The 16181-nt window shown below is 74.5% G+C and carries 15 protein-coding genes; 6 read left to right on the forward strand and 9 right to left on the reverse strand.

Annotated elements, in window-relative coordinates; all coding sequences use genetic code 11:
• Window positions 1-74 precede the first annotated feature (74 nt).
• The 4 genes from edd to FKD65_RS37235 all read left to right on the forward strand — a co-directional run bounded on the left by edd (window position 75) and on the right by FKD65_RS37235 (window position 4182).
• On the forward strand, window positions 75-1886 hold the full coding sequence (gene edd / locus FKD65_RS37220) for a phosphogluconate dehydratase (RefSeq protein ID WP_141583731.1): 1812 nt from the start codon (window positions 75-77) through the stop codon (window positions 1884-1886).
• A gap of 275 nt (window positions 1887-2161) precedes the next feature.
• Window positions 2162-3118 (forward strand): glucokinase, encoded by a 957-nt coding sequence (gene glk / locus FKD65_RS37225; RefSeq protein ID WP_240809783.1) that lies wholly within the window; start codon window positions 2162-2164, stop codon window positions 3116-3118.
• Window positions 3115-3741, forward strand: a complete 627-nt coding sequence (gene eda / locus FKD65_RS37230; RefSeq protein ID WP_141583736.1) for a bifunctional 4-hydroxy-2-oxoglutarate aldolase/2-dehydro-3-deoxy-phosphogluconate aldolase — start codon at window positions 3115-3117, stop codon at window positions 3739-3741. Before glk ends, eda begins: the two co-directional genes overlap by 4 nt.
• A 51-nt stretch (window positions 3742-3792) precedes the next feature.
• A complete protein-coding gene (locus FKD65_RS37235) occupies window positions 3793-4182 on the forward strand; it encodes a PPOX class F420-dependent oxidoreductase (RefSeq protein ID WP_141583738.1) in 390 nt (129 codons plus the stop codon).
• Here FKD65_RS37235 and FKD65_RS44605 read toward each other — a convergent pair.
• Window positions 4163-4333 carry a hypothetical protein gene (locus FKD65_RS44605; RefSeq protein ID WP_168221300.1) on the reverse strand — a complete coding sequence of 57 codons (171 nt, stop codon included), beginning with the start codon at window positions 4331-4333 and terminating at the stop codon, window positions 4163-4165. The two genes, FKD65_RS37235 and FKD65_RS44605, sit on opposite strands and share 20 nt — an antisense overlap.
• 73 nt (window positions 4334-4406) lie before the next feature.
• Between FKD65_RS44605 and FKD65_RS37240 the strand changes: the two genes are divergently transcribed.
• Window positions 4407-5327, forward strand: coding sequence for a LysR family transcriptional regulator (locus tag FKD65_RS37240; RefSeq protein WP_205718386.1), 921 nt, complete (start codon window positions 4407-4409; stop codon window positions 5325-5327).
• A gap of 11 nt (window positions 5328-5338) precedes the next feature.
• Here the strand turns inward: FKD65_RS37240 and FKD65_RS37245 are convergent, their stop codons facing one another.
• The gene (locus FKD65_RS37245) at window positions 5339-5905 is read right to left on the reverse strand and encodes a DUF1707 domain-containing protein (RefSeq protein ID WP_141583740.1); all 567 of its coding nucleotides are present in this window, start codon (window positions 5903-5905) and stop codon (window positions 5339-5341) included.
• A gap of 2 nt (window positions 5906-5907) precedes the next feature.
• Complete coding sequence (locus FKD65_RS37250; protein WP_240809784.1) at window positions 5908-6549, reverse strand: PadR family transcriptional regulator; 642 nt, start codon at window positions 6547-6549, stop codon at window positions 5908-5910.
• Window positions 6550-6763: 214 nt separating this feature from the next.
• Between FKD65_RS37250 and FKD65_RS37255 the strand changes: the two genes are divergently transcribed.
• Window positions 6764-8743, forward strand: coding sequence for a phosphatase PAP2 family protein (locus tag FKD65_RS37255; protein WP_141583744.1), 1980 nt, complete (start codon window positions 6764-6766; stop codon window positions 8741-8743).
• Window positions 8744-8775: 32 nt separating this feature from the next.
• Here FKD65_RS37255 and hpnH read toward each other — a convergent pair whose 3' ends face one another.
• Genes hpnH through hpnC form a run of 6 tightly spaced genes read right to left on the reverse strand, consistent with a single transcriptional unit; the run spans window position 8776 to window position 15998 of the window.
• The gene (gene hpnH, locus FKD65_RS37260; RefSeq protein WP_141583747.1) at window positions 8776-9780 is read right to left on the reverse strand and encodes an adenosyl-hopene transferase HpnH; all 1005 of its coding nucleotides are present in this window, start codon (window positions 9778-9780) and stop codon (window positions 8776-8778) included.
• A complete protein-coding gene (gene shc / locus FKD65_RS37265; protein ID WP_141583749.1) occupies window positions 9781-11883 on the reverse strand; it encodes a squalene--hopene cyclase in 2103 nt (700 codons plus the stop codon).
• Window positions 11883-12908 (reverse strand): polyprenyl synthetase family protein, encoded by a 1026-nt coding sequence (locus tag FKD65_RS37270; protein WP_141583752.1) that lies wholly within the window; start codon window positions 12906-12908, stop codon window positions 11883-11885. Before FKD65_RS37270 ends, shc begins: the two co-directional genes overlap by 1 nt.
• Complete coding sequence (gene hpnE / locus FKD65_RS37275; RefSeq protein WP_240809785.1) at window positions 12905-14224, reverse strand: hydroxysqualene dehydroxylase HpnE; 1320 nt, start codon at window positions 14222-14224, stop codon at window positions 12905-12907. The genes FKD65_RS37270 and hpnE overlap by 4 nt, the downstream gene beginning before the upstream one ends.
• Window positions 14221-15138, reverse strand: coding sequence for a presqualene diphosphate synthase HpnD (hpnD, locus tag FKD65_RS37280; RefSeq protein ID WP_141583754.1), 918 nt, complete (start codon window positions 15136-15138; stop codon window positions 14221-14223). Before hpnD ends, hpnE begins: the two co-directional genes overlap by 4 nt.
• Window positions 15135-15998, reverse strand: coding sequence for a squalene synthase HpnC (gene hpnC / locus FKD65_RS37285; protein ID WP_141583756.1), 864 nt, complete (start codon window positions 15996-15998; stop codon window positions 15135-15137). The genes hpnD and hpnC overlap by 4 nt, the downstream gene beginning before the upstream one ends.
• Window positions 15999-16181: the final 183 nt, after the last annotated feature.

The raw sequence follows: 16181 nt of genomic DNA on the forward strand, positions 1-16181 counted from the left end.
AAGGGGTGTTGAACGAATGACCAATGTCTCGGTAGCTTGTTGCCCTGGCGATACCCCTGGGCTTGGAGCGTCTGATGGCTGTGCATCCCGTGCTGGCGGCAGTGACCCGGCGCGTCGTCGAGCGGAGCGCCGCATCCCGCGGCGCCTACCTGGACCGGATCCGGGCGGCCCGGTCGCAGGGCCCGGCGCGCGGCGGGATGGGGTGCGCGAACCTCGCGCACGGCTTCGCCGCCTGCGGCGTCCAGGACAAGCTGTGGCTGCGCGGCGACGTGACGCCCAACATCGCGATCGTGTCGGCCTACAACGACATGCTGTCCGCGCACCAGCCGCTGCAGGACTACCCCGACATCCTGAAGGCCGCGATCCGCGCGGGGGGCGGGACGGCGCAGTTCGCCGGAGGCGTCCCCGCCATGTGCGACGGCATCACCCAGGGCCGCGCCGGCATGGAGCTCTCCCTGTTCAGCCGGGACGTGGTGGCGATGGCGACGGCCGTGGCGCTGTCGCACGACATGTTCGACGGCGCGCTGCTGCTCGGCGTGTGCGACAAGATCGTCCCCGGCCTGGTGATCGGGGCGCTGTCGTTCGGGCACCTGCCGGCGATCCTGGTGCCGGCCGGGCCGATGGCATCGGGGCTGCCCAACGGCGAGAAGGCGAAGGTCCGCAAGCGGTTCGCGGCGGGGGAGATCGGGCGCGAGCAGCTGCTCGCCGCCGAGGCCGCGTCCTACCACTCGCCCGGAACCTGCACCTTCTACGGGACGGCCAACTCCAACCAGCTGCTCATGGAGGTCATGGGGCTGCACCTGCCGGGGGCCAGCTTCGTCCCGCCCGGCACGAAGCTGCGCGACGGCCTCACAGAGGCGGCGGCCAGGCGCGTCCTGAAGCTCACGGACCTCGGTGACGGCTACACCCCGATCGGGGAGCTGCTCGACGAGCGCGCGTTCGTCAACGGGGTCGTGGCGCTGCTGGCGACCGGCGGCTCGACCAACCACACGCTGCACCTGGTGGCGATGGCCGCGGCGGCGGGCATCGAGCTGACCTGGGACGACTTCGACGAGCTGTCCAAGGCCACGCCGCTGCTCACCAGCCTCTACCCCAACGGGACCGCCGACGTGAACCACTTCCACGCGGCGGGCGGCACCGCGTTCCTCATCGGGGAGCTGATCGACGCCGGGCTCCTGCACGAGGACGCGCGGACGGTCGGCGGCGACACGCTCGCGGCGTACCGGAACGTTCCGGAGCTCGCCGGCGGCAAGGTCGAATGGCGCCCGGCGCCCGGCGAGTCCGGTGACACCGGGGTGCTGCGGCCGGTGGCCGAGCCGTTCGACTCGCACGGCGGCCTGCACACCGTGCGCGGCAACCTGGGCCGGGCGGTCGTCAAGGTGTCGGCGGTCCGGCCGGAGCACCGGACGATCGAGGCACCCGCCCGCGTCTTCGACTCGCAGGAGGGCCTCCAGGAGGCGTTCGCCGCCGGCGAGCTGGACCGGGACGTGGTGGCGGTCGTCCGCAACCAGGGGCCGCGCGCCAACGGGATGCCGGAACTGCACCGGCTCACCCCGCCGCTCTCGGTCCTCCAGGACCGGGGGCACCGCGTCGCGCTGGTGACCGACGGACGCATGTCGGGTGCCTCCGGCGCGGTGCCCGCCGCGATCCACGTGTCGCCGGAGGCCGCGGCGGGCGGGCCGCTCGCCCGTGTCCGCGACGGCGACCTCGTCCGGCTCGACGCCGACGCGGGCGTGCTGGAGGTCCTCGTCGACGGGGAGGAGTTCGCGGCCCGCGAGCCCGCCGAGGGGCCGCCTGACCAGGCGTACGGCACCGGACGGGAGCTGTTCCAGGTGTTCCGCCAGGCCGTGGGGCCGACTGAGCGTGGCGCAGGGGTGCTCACATGACGAGCGAAGCGAAGCGGGGGGAGTGGGGGGTCGTCCCCTCACAGGAAACAGAGAGCGAAGCGAAGCGGGGGGAGTGGGGGGTCGTCCCCTCACAGGAAACAGAGAGCGAAGCGAAGCGGGGGGAGTGGGGGGTCGTCCCCTCACAGGAAACAGAGAGCGAAGCGAAGCGGGGGGAGTGGGGGGTCGTCTCCCCACAGGAAACAGAGAGCGAAGCGAAGCGGGGGGAGTGGGGGGTCGTCTCCCCACAGGAAACAGAGAGCGAAGCGAAGCGGGGGGTGTGGCTGGTCGCGGACGTGGGCGGGACCAATGCGCGGTTCGCGCTGGTGGACGGTCCGAACGGCGTCCCGTCCGAGGTCAGGTCGCTGCCGACCCGCGAGTATCCGGGCCTGGCGGAGGCCGCGGCCGCCTACCTCGGCATGGTGGGCGCGCGCCCGGCGGCCGCGTGCCTCGCGGTGGCGGGGCCCGTCACGGACGGCACCTTCCACCTGACGAACGCGGGCTGGCCCAAGGGCACCCCGGAAGCGGTGCGCGACCATCTCGGCCTGGCGCACCTGGAGGTCCTCAACGACTTCGAGGCGCTCGCCCTGGCCCTGCCGCGCCTCGGCGACGACGACCTGGTCTCCGTCGGGGCGGGGCGCGCGGACCCCGGCGCCCCGCTGGCGGTGGTCGGGCCGGGCACGGGCCTCGGCGTCGCCGGACTCGTCGCGACGCCGTCGGGCTGGGTGCCGCTGCCGGGTGAGGGCGGTCAGGTCGACATCCCCGCCGCCACCGACCGGGAGGTCGAGGTGGCGCGGCTGCTGCGCGCCGAGACGGGCGCGGCCACCGCGGAGTTCCTGCTGTCGGGCGCGGGCCTCGCCCGCATCCGCCGCTACCTCGCCATGCTCGACGGCGGGCCCGCGCGGGACCTGACCCCCCGGCAGGTCTGCGAGGACCTGGGCGACCCCCTGTCCCGCGAGGCCGTGGAGATGTTCTGCGCGCTGCTCGGGTCGCTCGCGGGCAACGTCGCCCTCACGCTCGGCGCCCGCGGCGGCGTCTATCTCGGCGGGGGGATCCTGCCGCGGATAGTGGACGTGCTCCAGGGCAGCGCCTTCCGCGCCCGTTTCGAGCGGAAGCCCCCGGTCGAGGAGTACATGCGCGCCATCCCGACCGCCCTCATCGTCCACCCCGGCCCGGCCCTGGTCGGCGCCGCAGTCCGGCTCGCGCAGAGCCTGCCCCACCTGGAGCCCGCATGATCGCCGAAGACCTGTTCGACCTCGCGCCCGTCATCCCCGTCGTGGTGCTGGACGACGCCGAGGCCGCCGTCCCGCTGGCCCGCGCCCTGGTGGAGGGCGGCCTCCCGGTGATCGAGGTGACGCTGCGCACCCCGTCCGCGCTGGACGCGATCGAGCGGATCGCCGCCGAGGTCCCGGACGCGGTGGTGGGCGCGGGGACGGTCGTGCTTCCCGAGGACGCCGAGCGCTCGGCCGCGGCCGGGGCGAGGTTCCTGGTCAGCCCCGGCTGCACGTCCCGCCTCCGGGCGGCGATGGTCGCGACCGGGCTGCCGTTCCTGCCGGGCGTCGCGACCGCCTCCGAGGCGATCGCGCTGCTGGAGGCCGGGGTCACGGCGATGAAGTTCTTCCCGGCCGAGGCCGCGGGCGGCGCCGCGTACCTGAAGGCGCTCGGCGGGCCGCTGCCGCGGATCCGGTTCTGCCCGACGGGCGGGGTCACCCTGGGGAACGCCCCCGACTACCTCGCGCTCGGCAACGTCGGCTGCGTCGGCGGCACCTGGCTCACCCCGAAGGACGCCGTCCGGGACGGGGACTGGGACCGCGTCCGCAAGCTCGCCTCCGAGGCGGCGGCCCTCCGCTCGCGGTGACGCCGCCGGGCGCGATGTCACATCCCGGACCGGGTCTCACGTCTCCCGGGTATGGACACCACATCGACGCTCGAGAGCCTGAAGAAGCAGCGAACCGTCCAGCTGACGAGCTACCGCAAGGACGGGACGCCGGTCGGGACGCCCGTGAGCGTGGTCGTGCGAGGCGACCGCGCCTACTTCCGCACCTATGACAAGGCGTTCAAGGCGAAGCGGCTGGCGCGCAACCCCGAGGTGAGGATCGCGCCGAGCACCTTCCGGGGCGAGGCCACCGGGCCGGAGGCCCGCGGCCGCGTCCGGCTGCTCACCGAGGAGGAGGCGCGGCCCATCCGCAGGCTGCTGGCCCGCAAGTACCCGCTGCTCCAGGGGTTCGCGGTGCCGCTGGCCCACAAGCTGAAGCGGTACCGGACGCTGCACTACGAACTCACGCTCGACGGGGACTGACGGCGCGATGCGGGCACGGCCCGGCGGCGAGCCCCTGGCCGCCGCCGCTCGGGACGAGGTCCATCCGCAGCCGCCCGCAGGCGCAGCGCGTCCACGTGACGACTCCGTCGCTGGTGAGGTGCCGGGACACGAGAGTGGTGTGTTCGCTCATACCGGCAGTCTGCGACCGATCCAACGTTGCCGTCTATTTCAGATTTCCTCAGTGGATCGTGCAATATAGTTGCATGATCGACCTGCGCAGGCTGCACATGCTGAGGCTCGTCCACCAGTACGGGACGGTCACGGCCGCGGCGGAGGCGATGCACCTCACGCCGTCGGCGGTCTCCCACCACCTGCGCGAGCTGGCGCGGGAGCTGAGGGTCCCGCTGCTGGAGCCGCAGGGCCGCAAGGTGCGGCTCACCCCGGCGGCGCACCTGCTCATCGGGCACGCCGACGGCCTCCTCGCCCGCTGGGAGGAGGCCCTCGCCGACCTGGCGTCGCACCGCGCCGGAGAGGTCGGGCCGCTGCGCATGTGCGGGTTCACCACGGCGGTCTCCGGGCTCGTCGCGCCCGCCGCGGGCGCCCTGCTGCGCGATGACCCGGACCTCGCGATCGAGGTCCGCGAGTGCGACACCGACGAGGCGGTGGGGCTGCTCGCGGCGGGGGAGACCGACATCGCGGTGATCGAGCCGACGCCCGACGCGCCGCCGCCCGGCGATCCGCGCTTCGACCGGGAGCCGCTCCTCGAGGAGGCGCTCGACCTCATCGTCCCGGCGGGGCACCCGCTCGCGCTCCGCACCGGCGTCCAGATGGAGGACGCGGCGGGCGAGCCGTGGATCAGCGTCCACGGCTGCGCCCACCACCAGCAGGTCATGGCCTACTGCGGCGCCGCCGGCTTCACGCCGCGGATCGCCCACCACGCGACCACCTGGTCGGTCATCTGGGCGCTGGTCGCCAACGGGCTCGGGGTGTCCCTGGTGCCGCGGCTGGCCGGCGATCCGGCGGGCCAGCAGGTCGTGCGGGTGCCGCTGGGCGGGGACGGCATCCCGAAGCGGCGCGTGCTGACCTGCGTGCGGCGCGGCGGCCGCGCCCATCCTCTGATCGCACGCGGCCTGCGGGCCCTCCGCGAAGCCGTCCCCACCCCCTGCCTCCCGGCGGCCGCCTGACCCCGCCGGGGTCAGGCGCCGGGGGCGTGGCGGCGGGCGCGGCGGACGCCGAAGGCCAGCAGGACCGCGCGGACGATCCAGACGGCCAGCGCGAGCTGCAGGGCGACGAGGAGCCCCGTGCCGGGCCCGGCCGTGAAGGCGAGCACCATGAACACCGCGAACAGGACCGGGAACGCGGGGAAGAGCGGCCCGGGCCGGCGGCGGTGGGCCATGTGCCGGTGGTGGCGGGCCATGTGCCGCTGATGGCGGTGCCAGGCGGGGTGGCCCGGCCCGCCGAACATGACCGCCATACCGGGCCCCCACGCCTCGCCGAACGGGGCCTCGGGCCGGGCTTCCCTCGGGGGGTCGGGCAGCCCCGTCGGGGACGGCAGGTCCCGGACCAGGGCGCGCAGCTCCCCGCGGGTCTTGGAGCTCAGCACGGCCTCCAGCCGCTCGTCGAGCTCGGCGCGGTCCAGCCGGCCCTCGGCGAAGTGGTCGTGCAGGGCGACCATGACGGCGTCCCGCTCGGCGTCGCCGATGCGGATCTGGTCGTGCGGGGCCGTCCCCTCGTGGCGGGCCGTCTCGTCGTGCCGGGGCATGGTCACTCCTCGGTTTCGTCGGCCGTCGGCCCCGGGTCCCCGAGGTCGTCGGCCAGGATGCGGTACAGGCTGCGGCGGGCCTCCGACAGGACGTCCCCGGCTTGGGCGACCTGCTCCGGCGAGCCGGAATGGACGATCTGCATCACCGCGGCCCCCGTCTGCGCGGCCTGCCTGAACAGCTCCGGGACGCCCTCGCCGAACTCGGGCGCCATCTCCGCCCACGGCTCGGCCAGCCGGTCGGCGTTCTCCTCGACGTGGGCGCGGCCCTCGTCGGTGAGGTGGAAGGTGCGGCGGCCGCCCGCTTCGTCGCCGACGATCAGGCCCTCGTCCGCGAGCTGCTGGAGCGCCGGGTAGACGGCGCCGGGGCTCGGCTTCCAGGCCCCGTCGCTGCGCTCGTTGATCTCCTGGATGATCTGGTAGCCGTTGCGCGGCTCCTCGGCCAGCAGCACGAGGATCGCCGCCCGGACGTTCCCCTTGCGCGCCTTGGCGCCCCGGCCCCACGGCCCGCCGCGCCCCCGCGCCCACGGCGGGCGCGGCCCCGGCCCGTGGCCGAACCCGCCGGGCGGACCCCAGGGGCCGGGTCCGCCGAACAGCGCGCCGAGGTTCGGGAGGTCGCCGCGGCCCCAGGGACCGCGACCGTGCATGTGCCCCATGTTCTACACCACCTTCTGAGAGCTCTCTATGACCCCTCGCGATACGCCAACGATATATCGAAGACGTACGGATCGGCCAGATGGTTCCCCGCATCCGGAATCCGGGCGCGGACGGGGTCAGGGGATAAACCGGGCATCGTCTCCGAATGCGGTCAACGCCGTCTGATCGCGCGCCTCTGTGGGTACCACCGAGGCGAGGGGGACGATGGGCACACAGGAAGCGGTCGCCGCGCAGGACGCGGTCCTAGCCCCGGGCGCCACGGGCACCAGGCTCCGCGCCAGGAACGAGCTCGTGCTCGGCCTGGCGCTCTTCGCGGTGTACGCGGTGGTGGCGATGCTTCCCGAGCAGCCGAGGGCGGCGGCGGCGCACAGGCACGGAGAGTCGCTCTACGCGCTGGAGCGGGCCCTCCACCTCGATGTGGAGCCCGCTCTCAACGGCTGGCTGGCCGGCCAGCCGGTCCTGCGCGTCCTCGCGAACTACGAGTACGCCATCACCTACGTCGCCAGCGCCCTCGCCCTGCTGGTCTGGCTGTTCCTGCGCCACCCCGAGCGGTACCGCACGGCCCGCAACGCCTTCGTCATGCTCAACCTCGCCGGCCTGGCGTGCTTCGCGCTGTACCCCGTGATGCCGCCCAGGCTGATGCCCACCGAGCTCGGTTTCGTCGACACCGTCGCCAACGGCCGCACCTGGGGGTCGTGGGGGTCCCCGATGGTGAAGCACGCCGACGAGTTCGCGGCCGTCCCGTCCCTGCACATGGCCTGGACGCTGTGGGTCGGCGTCGAGCTCGCACGCGTGAACGCCAAACGCTGGGTGCAGGGCCTCAACACCGTGCACATCCTGGTCACCCTCTACGTCATCCTGGCGACCGCCAACCACTACCTCCTGGACGCCCTGGCCGCCGTCCCGTTCGTCGTCGTGCCCGTCTACCTCGCCGAGCGCCTCGCGGGCCCGCGCCCGCCGCGCGTCCAGGGGCCGGACGCGTTCTTCCTCGCGGTGGAGACCCCCGAGGCGCCGCAGCAGGCCGGCGGCGTCATCATGCTCGACACCTCGAAGACCGGTGTCGGCCGTGCCGACCTCGTCCGGGTGATCGGGGAGCGCCTCGACGGGCTTCCCCGCTTCCGGCAGCGGCTCGTCCGGCGGGGCCGCTGGCGCCGCCCCGTCTGGCACGACCAGGACCGCGTCGACTGGGAGTGGCACGTCGCGGAGAAGCAGGTCGACGGCATGGGCGGGCTGCGCGCCGAGGTGGCGCGGCTCCAGTCCGAGGGGCTGCCGCTCGACCGCCCGCCCTGGCGGATGGTCGTGCTGAAGGGCGCCGAGCCCGGCCGCACGGCGGTCGTCTACATGATGCATCACGTGGTCGCCGACGGCGTCGGCATCGTGGCGCAGGCCGTCCACCTCATGGAGCCGCCGCCCGAGCCGGTGCCCGCACCTCCCCGGGCGCCGTTCCGCAAGGCGCTCGCCACCGTGGTCGGGCTCGCCCAGCTCGCCACCGCCGTCGGCAGGCCGGAGCCGCTGCCCGCCTCCGGGACGCGCGAGCGCCGGTTCGGCACCATGGACCTGCCGCTCGCCACCGTGCGGGACGTGGCCCGCCGGCACGGCACCCGGGTCACCGACGTCGTGCTGTGCGCGGTCGCGGGCGCCCTGAACCGCACGGTCAGCGAGGAGGACGGCCGGCCCGGAACGTGCCGCGTCGCGGTCCCGCTGATGATGCGGCCGCCGGGCAGCGCGATGGTGGGCAACCACACCACCGCCGTGATGGTCGACCTGCCGATCGGGAAGATGACCGAGACCGAGCGGCTCGCCCTCATCGCCAAGCGCGGCCGGGTGCTGCGCTCCGGGACCCGCGCCCAGGCGGCGTGGTTCGTGATGTGGCAGGCCGGACGGCTGATGCCGCCCCCCCTGCACGCCCGCTTCGCGCGCATGTCCTACAGCGGCCGGTTCCTCCAGGGGACCGTGTCCAGCCTTCCCGGGCCGGACAGCCGGCTGCGGCTCTGCGGGGCTCCGCTCACCGCCGTGTACCCGATCGTCCCGCTCGCGCCCGGCACCGCCCTCGCGATCGCCGGGCTCGGCGTCCACACCGAGCTGTGCTTCGGCCTGTCGGTCGACCCCGGCCTCGCGGACGACGCCGACGCGCTGATGGACGCCGTCCACGACGTCATAGAGGAACTGCGAGAGGACGCCTGATCAGGCGTCCGCGTGATCCAAGGCCCGGTCGGTCACACGCTCCGCACGGCGCGCAGCGACTCCTTGAGCGAGCCCATCGTCGCGAACACGGCGGTCGGCTCGTAGCCGCAGTGCGCCATGCAGTTCGCGCACCGGTCGTCGCGCCCACGCCCGTAGGCGTCCCAGTCGGTGGTGTCGAGGAGCTCCTGGTAGGTCGCGGTGTAGCCGTCGTCCATCAGGTAGCAGGGCCGTTGCCAGCCCTTAAGCGAGTACGACGGGATGGCCCACGCCGTGCACGGGAAGTCGACCTTCCCTTCGAGGAAGTCCAGGAACAGCGGCGAGTGGTTGAACCGCCACCGCTTGCGCCGGCCGTCCGCGAACGCCTTGCGGAACAGGTTCCGGGTCTCCTGAACGCCGAGGAAGTGCTCCTGGTCGGGCGCCTTCTCGTAGGCGTACGCGGGCGAGATCATCATCTGGTCGACGCGCAGCTCGTCGTTGAGGTAGTCGAGCACCTCGATGACGGTCTGCGGGGTGTCGGTGTTGAACACCGTCGTGTTCGTGGTGACCCGGAACCCGCGCTCCTGGCACATTCTGATCGCGTCCACCGCCTGGTCGAACACGCCCTCCTTGCAGACCGACGCGTCGTGCCGCTCGCGGAGCCCGTCGACGTGCACCGCCCAGGCGAAGAAGCGGGACGGCTCGAACTGGTCGATCTTCTTCGGGATCAGCGCGGCGTTCGTGCACAGGAACACGTACCGCTTCATCCGGACCAGCTCGGCGACCAGTTCGCCGATCCGCGGGTGCATCAGCGGCTCGCCGCCCGCGATCGACACCATCGGCGCGCCGCACTCGCGGACCGCCGCGACCGCCTGCTCGACCGGCATCCGCTGCTTGAGCACGTCCGCCGGATGCTGGATCTTCCCGCATCCCGCGCACGCCAGGTTGCACGCGAACAGCGGCTCCAGCTCCATGATCAGGGGATACTTCGTCCGCCCCGCGAGCCGGTTGCGCAGCACGTAGCCGCCGACGCGCAGGCTCTGGCGCAGTGGCATCGCCATTTAGGAGATCTCCTTCAGGTACCGGCCGAGCGCCGAGAGCGGGAACACGATCCGGTACAGGTGGTAGTTGATGTAGAAGTCGCCCGGGAAGCCGGTGCCGGTGAAGTGGTCCTCGTCCCACGTCCCGTCCGGGCGCTGGTGCTCCACGAGCCAGCGGATCCCGCGCTCGACGGCCGGTCCGCGCTCCCCGGCGGCTAGCAGGGCGATCAGCGCCCACGCGGTCTGCGACGGCGTGGAGACGCCGTGCCCGATCCACGTCCGGTCCCGGTAGGAGCGCAGGTCCTCGCCCCAGCCGCCGTCGTCGCGCTGGTGGCGCTCCAGCCAGCCGACCGCGTCGCGGATCACCCGCTTGCCCGGCCGGACGCCCGCCGCGACGAGGGCGGGCACGACGCAGCCCGTCCCGTACACGTGGTTGGCGCCCCAGCGGCCGAACCACGACCCGTCCGGCTCCTGCGCCTTCAGCAGCCACACGACGGCCCGCTTGACCACCGGCGAGTCGGCCATGCCGCGGTGCGACATCGCCTCCACGACGTGCGCGGTGACGTCGGCGGACGGAGGGTCGATGACCTCGCCGAAGTCGCAGAACGGCAGCCTGCGGCACAGGTCGCGGGTGTTGTCGGCGTCGAACGCGCCGAACCCGCCGTCCCGCGAGGCCATCCCCGCCATCCAGCGCAGTCCCCGCTCGATCGCCGGCCCGGCCTCCAGGTGCCGGACGCGGCCGAGCGCGAGGATCACCTCGGCGGTGTCGTCGGTGTCGGGGTAGCAGTCGTTGTCGAACTCGAACGCCCAGCCGCCCGGGGGCAGGTCGGGACGCCGCACCGACCAGTCGCCGGGCCCCCTGACCTCCTCGCCGACCAGCCATTCGGCGGCCCGCTCCAGGGCCGGGTGCCCGGCGGGCAGCCCCGCGTCGGCCAGGGCGTTCATCGCGAGCGCGGTGTCCCAGACGGGGGACTGGCAGGCCTCCAGGCGCCGCCCCTCGCCGTCCCGGATCGTGAACCGCTCCAGCCCGTCCAGACCCCGCCGGACGATCGGGTGGTCGAGGCCGTAGCCCAGCAGGTGCAGCGCGAGCAGCGAGTACACCCAGGGCGGCTGGATCCCGCCCCAGGAGCCGTCCCGCTCCTGCCGCGCGATGATCCACTCGGCGGCGCGGCGCAGGGCGGCCCTCCGCAGCCCCTTCACCGGGCGCCGCTCGTACACGTGCAGGGCCCTGTCGAGCGCCCCGAAGGCCGCGTCCCACCCGGAGACGCCCCGCTCGCCGGCGGGGGAGACGTCGTAGTCGGGGTACAGCTCGTCCAGCGCGAACGGCAGCGGCCGGACGGGGCGCAGCGCCGCCACCACCGTCAGCGGGACGATCGTCTGCCGCGCCCAGCACGCCCAGTCGTAGACGTTCAGCGGGAACCAGTGCGGCAGGAGCACCATCTCCGGCGGGACCACCGGCAGCTTCTCCCACGGCCAGCGGCCGAACATCGCCAGCCAGAACCGCGTGAAGACGCGCGTCGCCGGGACACCGCCCCCGCTCCGTACGAAGGCGGCGGCGCGGACCATGTGGCCTTCCTCGGGCCGGTCTCCCGCGAGCCGGAGCGCGACGTAGGCCTCGACGGTCGTGGACAGGTCCGGCGGGCCGCCGTGGAAGTTCGCCCAGGTCCCGTCGGCGGCCTGCTGGGACCTGATCCAGCGGGCGGTCTCGCGGGTGTCCTCCTCGCCGCGGATGCCGAGGAACTCGCGCAGCAGCAGGTCCTCGGCGTCCATCGTCACGTTGGTCTGCAGCTCCCCCTTCCACCAGCCCTCCGGCGACTGGAGCAGGAGCAGGTGGTCGCGCGCGGCCGCGAGGGCCTCGGCGGCCGTCCTGATCCGGACCGGCCCGGTGACGGCGGCCTGCTCCGAGACGGGCGGCGGCTCGGGCGCGAGCGCGGGCTCCGCGGCGAGCGGCGGTTCCGTCGCGGCCACGGGCTCTGCGGCAAGCATCTCCTCGACGGCGGGCACCGGCTCGACGGCGGGCACCGCCTGGACGGCGGGCATCGCGTCCGCTGCGGGCGGGTTCTTCGCGGCGGGCACCGGTTCCGTGGTGGGCGCCGGTTCCGTGGTGGGTTCCGTGGTGGTCATCAGTGGTCCCGGCAGGTGACGAAGTCGGCGATGTGCAGGAACTCGGCGCGGACGGGCTCCGGCAGCCGCGCGGTGAGCAGGTGCTCGGCGGCGCGCTGGATGCGGCTCTCGGCCTCCATCTCGGCCCAGGCGCGCCCGCCCGACTCCTCCACCAGCGCCGCGGCCTCGGCCAGCTCCTCCTCGGCGGCCTCCTCCTCGGCGGGAAGGGGCCGCGCGTACAGCTCGGCGAGCCGCGACGCCTCCGGCGTCCCGGAGTTCAGCGCGGCGACGACCGGCAGCGACATCTTGCGGGACCGCAGGTCCGACAGGGCGGGCTTGCCGGTGGTCGCCGGGTCGCCCCAGATCCCCAGCAGGTCGTCCACGAGCTGGAACGCGAGGCCGAGGTCCTCGCCGAACGCCTCCAGCGCGGTGCACAGCCGCTCCGACGCCCCGTCCAGGACGGCCCCGATCGAGCAGGAGCACGCGAGCAGCGCGGCGGTCTTGCCGGACGCCATCGTCACGCACTCGTCCACGCTGATCTGCCTGCGCGTCTCGAAGTCCATGTCGAGGGACTGGCCGGCGACCAGGCGCCGGACGGCGGCCGCCAGCGAGCGGGCGGCGCGGGCCGAGCCCTGGCCCGGCGCCTCCAGCAGGATCTCGCCCGCGAGCGTGAGGAGCGCGTCGCCCGCGAGGATCGCGGACGGCTCCCCGAAGACGGTCCACGCCGCCGGGCGGTGCCTGCGCGTCCGGTCGCGGTCCATGATGTCGTCGTGCAGGAGCGAGAACGCGTGGGCCAGCTCGACGGCGACGGCGCCCGGCAGCCCGCTCTCGGCGGGGGCCAGGGCGGCCCGCGCGGACAGCAGCGCCAGCGCCGGGCGCAGCGCCTTGCCGGCCGGCGCCTTGCGCGGGCGGCCCTCCTCGTCCGTCCAGCCGAGGTGGTAGGCCGCGACCCGGTAGGTGCGCGGGTCGAGCCGCCCGACCGCGGCGCGCAGCGCCCCGTCGACCAGCTCACGGACATCGGTCAGCGAAACGGGCACGGCCGTCATCGGTCCTTCACCTTCTCCAGGTGGCGGCGGACCAGGCGGGCGGCGGTGAGACCGCTGCGCACTGCTCCCTCCATGGTGTCGGGCCAGCCCGTGTCGGTCCACGCGCCGGCCAGGTAGAGGCCCGGCGCGCGCGTCGCCGCGCCCGGGCGGGCGGCCCCGCTGCCGGGGCGCTGCCGGAACGTCGCGCGCCGCTCCCGCGTCACGAACACCTCGCGGACCTGCGCCCCCCACGCGGCCGGCAGCAGCCGCCGCAGCTCCGGGACGAACCGGGAGCGCAGCTCGGCGGTCGGCATGTCGATCCACCGGTCGGCGGCCGACAGCGAGACCGCGAGGTACTGGCCGCCGCGCAGCCCGCTGACCGCAGTCCGGTCGAACACCCACTGGACGGGCGAGCCGACGGCGGCGGCGAACGGCGCGTCCATGACCCTGCGGTCGTAGACGACGTGCACGTTCACGATCGGGCTGGCGTCCAGTTCGGGCCAGCGCAGCGGGTCGGGCAGCGCCTCGATCGGCAGCAGCCGCGCCGCCGCCTCGTGCGGCACCGCCATGATCACCGCGTCCGCGGCGATCGGCGCCCCGTCCACGACCACCTTCGGGTCGGCGGTGACGGCCTCCACCCGGGCCTTCAGCCGGACGGTCCCGCCCATCTCGGCGATGCGCCGCAGAGCCGGGCCGCCGTGCAGCTCCTCCAGCGGGACGAGCGGCAACCCGATGTCGGCCGCGTCGGGACGTCCGAACAGGGCCCGGCGGCACACCATCGCCGACAGGCCGAGCGCGGCGTCGTCCACCTCGGCGTTCAGAGCCGACGTGAGGAACAGCCCCCACAGCGCCTCGCGCGCCCACGGCCGCTGCCCGCGCAGCGCCAGCCACGCCCCGGCGGAGACCTGGTCGAGCGCCGGGTCGTCGGGGTCGAGGCGCCGCAGGCCGGCCGCGGCGCGCACGGCCCTCAGCCGGTCGGCGGCCGACAGCGGCGCGTACCGGGCCAGCGCCGGCAGCAGGTGCAGCGGGCTCGGCAGGCCCGATCTGCGCAGCCGCGCCGGCGGCGCGTCCGCGCGCAGGACGGGGACGTCGAACCGGTCCTGGACGTCGACGAGGTGGTCGGCGCGCAGCCGGTGCAGCAGCCCCTGGTAGGCGGTGCAGCACCGCAGGAAGACGTGCTGGCCGTTGTCGACGCTCAGCTCGCCCCGTCCGAACGAGTGGGTGGCGCCGCCGAGCCACGGCCGGGACTCCAGGAGCGTGACCGGAACGCCCGCCTCCTGGAGCGCGATCGCCGCGCTGATGCCCGCGAGCCCGCCGCCCACGACCACGACGCTCACCGCTCCACCCCCGACAGCGCGCGCGCCGCCACCACGGCCTTCTGCCAGGTCGGCAGCGACATCCGCGCGTTGAGCGCGATCTGCGGGCGCGCGGCGATGCTCTCCAGGAGGCGCCGGTAGATGCCGGCCATCGCCGCCGTGCACGCCGCGCTGCGCCGGTCCAGCAGCGGCAGCAGCCGCATCCCCTCGGCGTACCAGGCCCGCGCCCGCTCCGCCTGGAAGCCGATCAGCTCGCCCAGCCGCCACGGCGGGTCGACGAACGCGCCCGACTCGTCCAGCTTCAGCGTGCAGCCGAACTGGGCGAGGTCCTCGGCCGGGATGTAGATCCGCCCTGCGAGCCGGTCCTCGCGCAGGTCGCGCAGGATGTTGGTGAGCTGCAGCGCGACGCCGAGCGAGTCGGCGAGGCCCTCGGCCCGCTGCCGCCCGTCGGACCCGAACACCCCGAGCGACAGCCGCCCGACCGAGCCCGCGACCCGCTGGCAGTAGCGCAGCAGGTCGTCGAAGGTCTCGTAGTCGGCGCCGCGCACGTCGTCCTCGCAGCCGTCGATCAGCTCCTCGAACGCCTCCAGGGGGATCGGGAAGCGGCTCGCCGCGTCCGCCAGGGCGGTCAGCACCGGATGCCCCTCCAGCGCCCGGACGTCCACGCGGCCCCGCAGCACCTCCTGGACGGTCGTCAGCCGCTGCCGAGACCGGTCCAGCAGGTCGAGCCGGACGCACGCCGGCTCGGGGCCGTCGCCGATGTCGTCGATGCCGCGCGCGAACGCGTAGACCGCGCTCATCGCCCGCCGCTTCGGGGCCGGCATCAGCCGGATCCCGTAGGAGAAGTTGCGGGCCTCCTCGCGCACCACCCGCTCGCAGTGCCGGTACGCCTCGACAACCTGCTCGGAACGCTCGCACGCCTCCGAAACCGTCATCGCCCCCTCCTTCCAAGGGCGCGCGCCCAGCCGGCCGCCAGCACGGCCCGCCGTGGACGCAGCGCATGCGCGAGCACGTCGTACCGCCCGCGTTCCAGAGCCGACAGCGCCGCGCGCCCGCCGGCCACGTAGCCCGCCACGGCGATGCGCGACCATCCCGTCAGGCCCGCCATCAGCGGCGCCGTGCCGCCGTCCAGCAGTTCGCGGGCGCGGTCCGCCTGCAGTGCCACGACGCCGCGCAGCCGGGTCGGCGTCAACGGGCGGGCGAGGTCGTCCTCGGTGCAGCCGAACCGGCGCAGGTCCTCGCCGGGCAGGTAGATCCGGCCGGCGCGGAAGTCCTCCCCGGCGTCCTGGCAGTGCTCGATGACCTGCAGCGCCGCGCAGACGTCGTCGGACGCGGCGGCCAGGCGCGGCGTGTACGCGCCGAACAGGTGCAGGACGATCCGTCCCACCGGCGCGGCGGACAGGGCGCAGTACCCCTTCAGGTCGGCGAACGTCTCGTACCGGTGGACGGTCTGGTCCTGCCGGTTGGCCTGCACGAGGTCGCGGAACGGCTCCTCCGGGAGCCGGTGCGCGTGCACCGTCCGCGCCAGCCTCCGCAGTTGCGGCAGGGCCGGCGTCCGCCCGGCGAAGACGCGGTCCAGGTCGTCGTCCACGAGGCCGAGCAGCTTGGACCGCTGCTCGGGCGGCGCCTCGTCGCCGATGTCGTCGACGAGGCGCGCGAAGCCGTAGACGGCCCGCAGGGCGGCGCGGTGCCGCACGGGCAGGATCCGCGCCGCCACCGGGAAGTTCTCCCGGGCGGCGAGCCGATCCAGCGCGCGGTCGTGCTCCTCGGCGCTCCAGGGCGGTTCAGTGATCACCTACTGGAGATCGACAGGTCCGGCACGAGAGAAACTCCGGCCGAGGTATGGACTTATTTAAGCGCCGCGTGGCCGGGACAGAACGGTTCCGGGGGCATGGGCCATGGGCGGCGGGGCGGCGGGGCGGCGGGGTGGCGGGGCCGCGTGCGGGGTCGGGGGCTGCGTGCGGGGCGGCGGGCTGCG

Origin of the sequence: Actinomadura sp. WMMA1423 (genome assembly GCF_006547145.1) — a bacterium.
Lineage (GTDB): Bacteria > Actinomycetota > Actinomycetes > Streptosporangiales > Streptosporangiaceae > Spirillospora.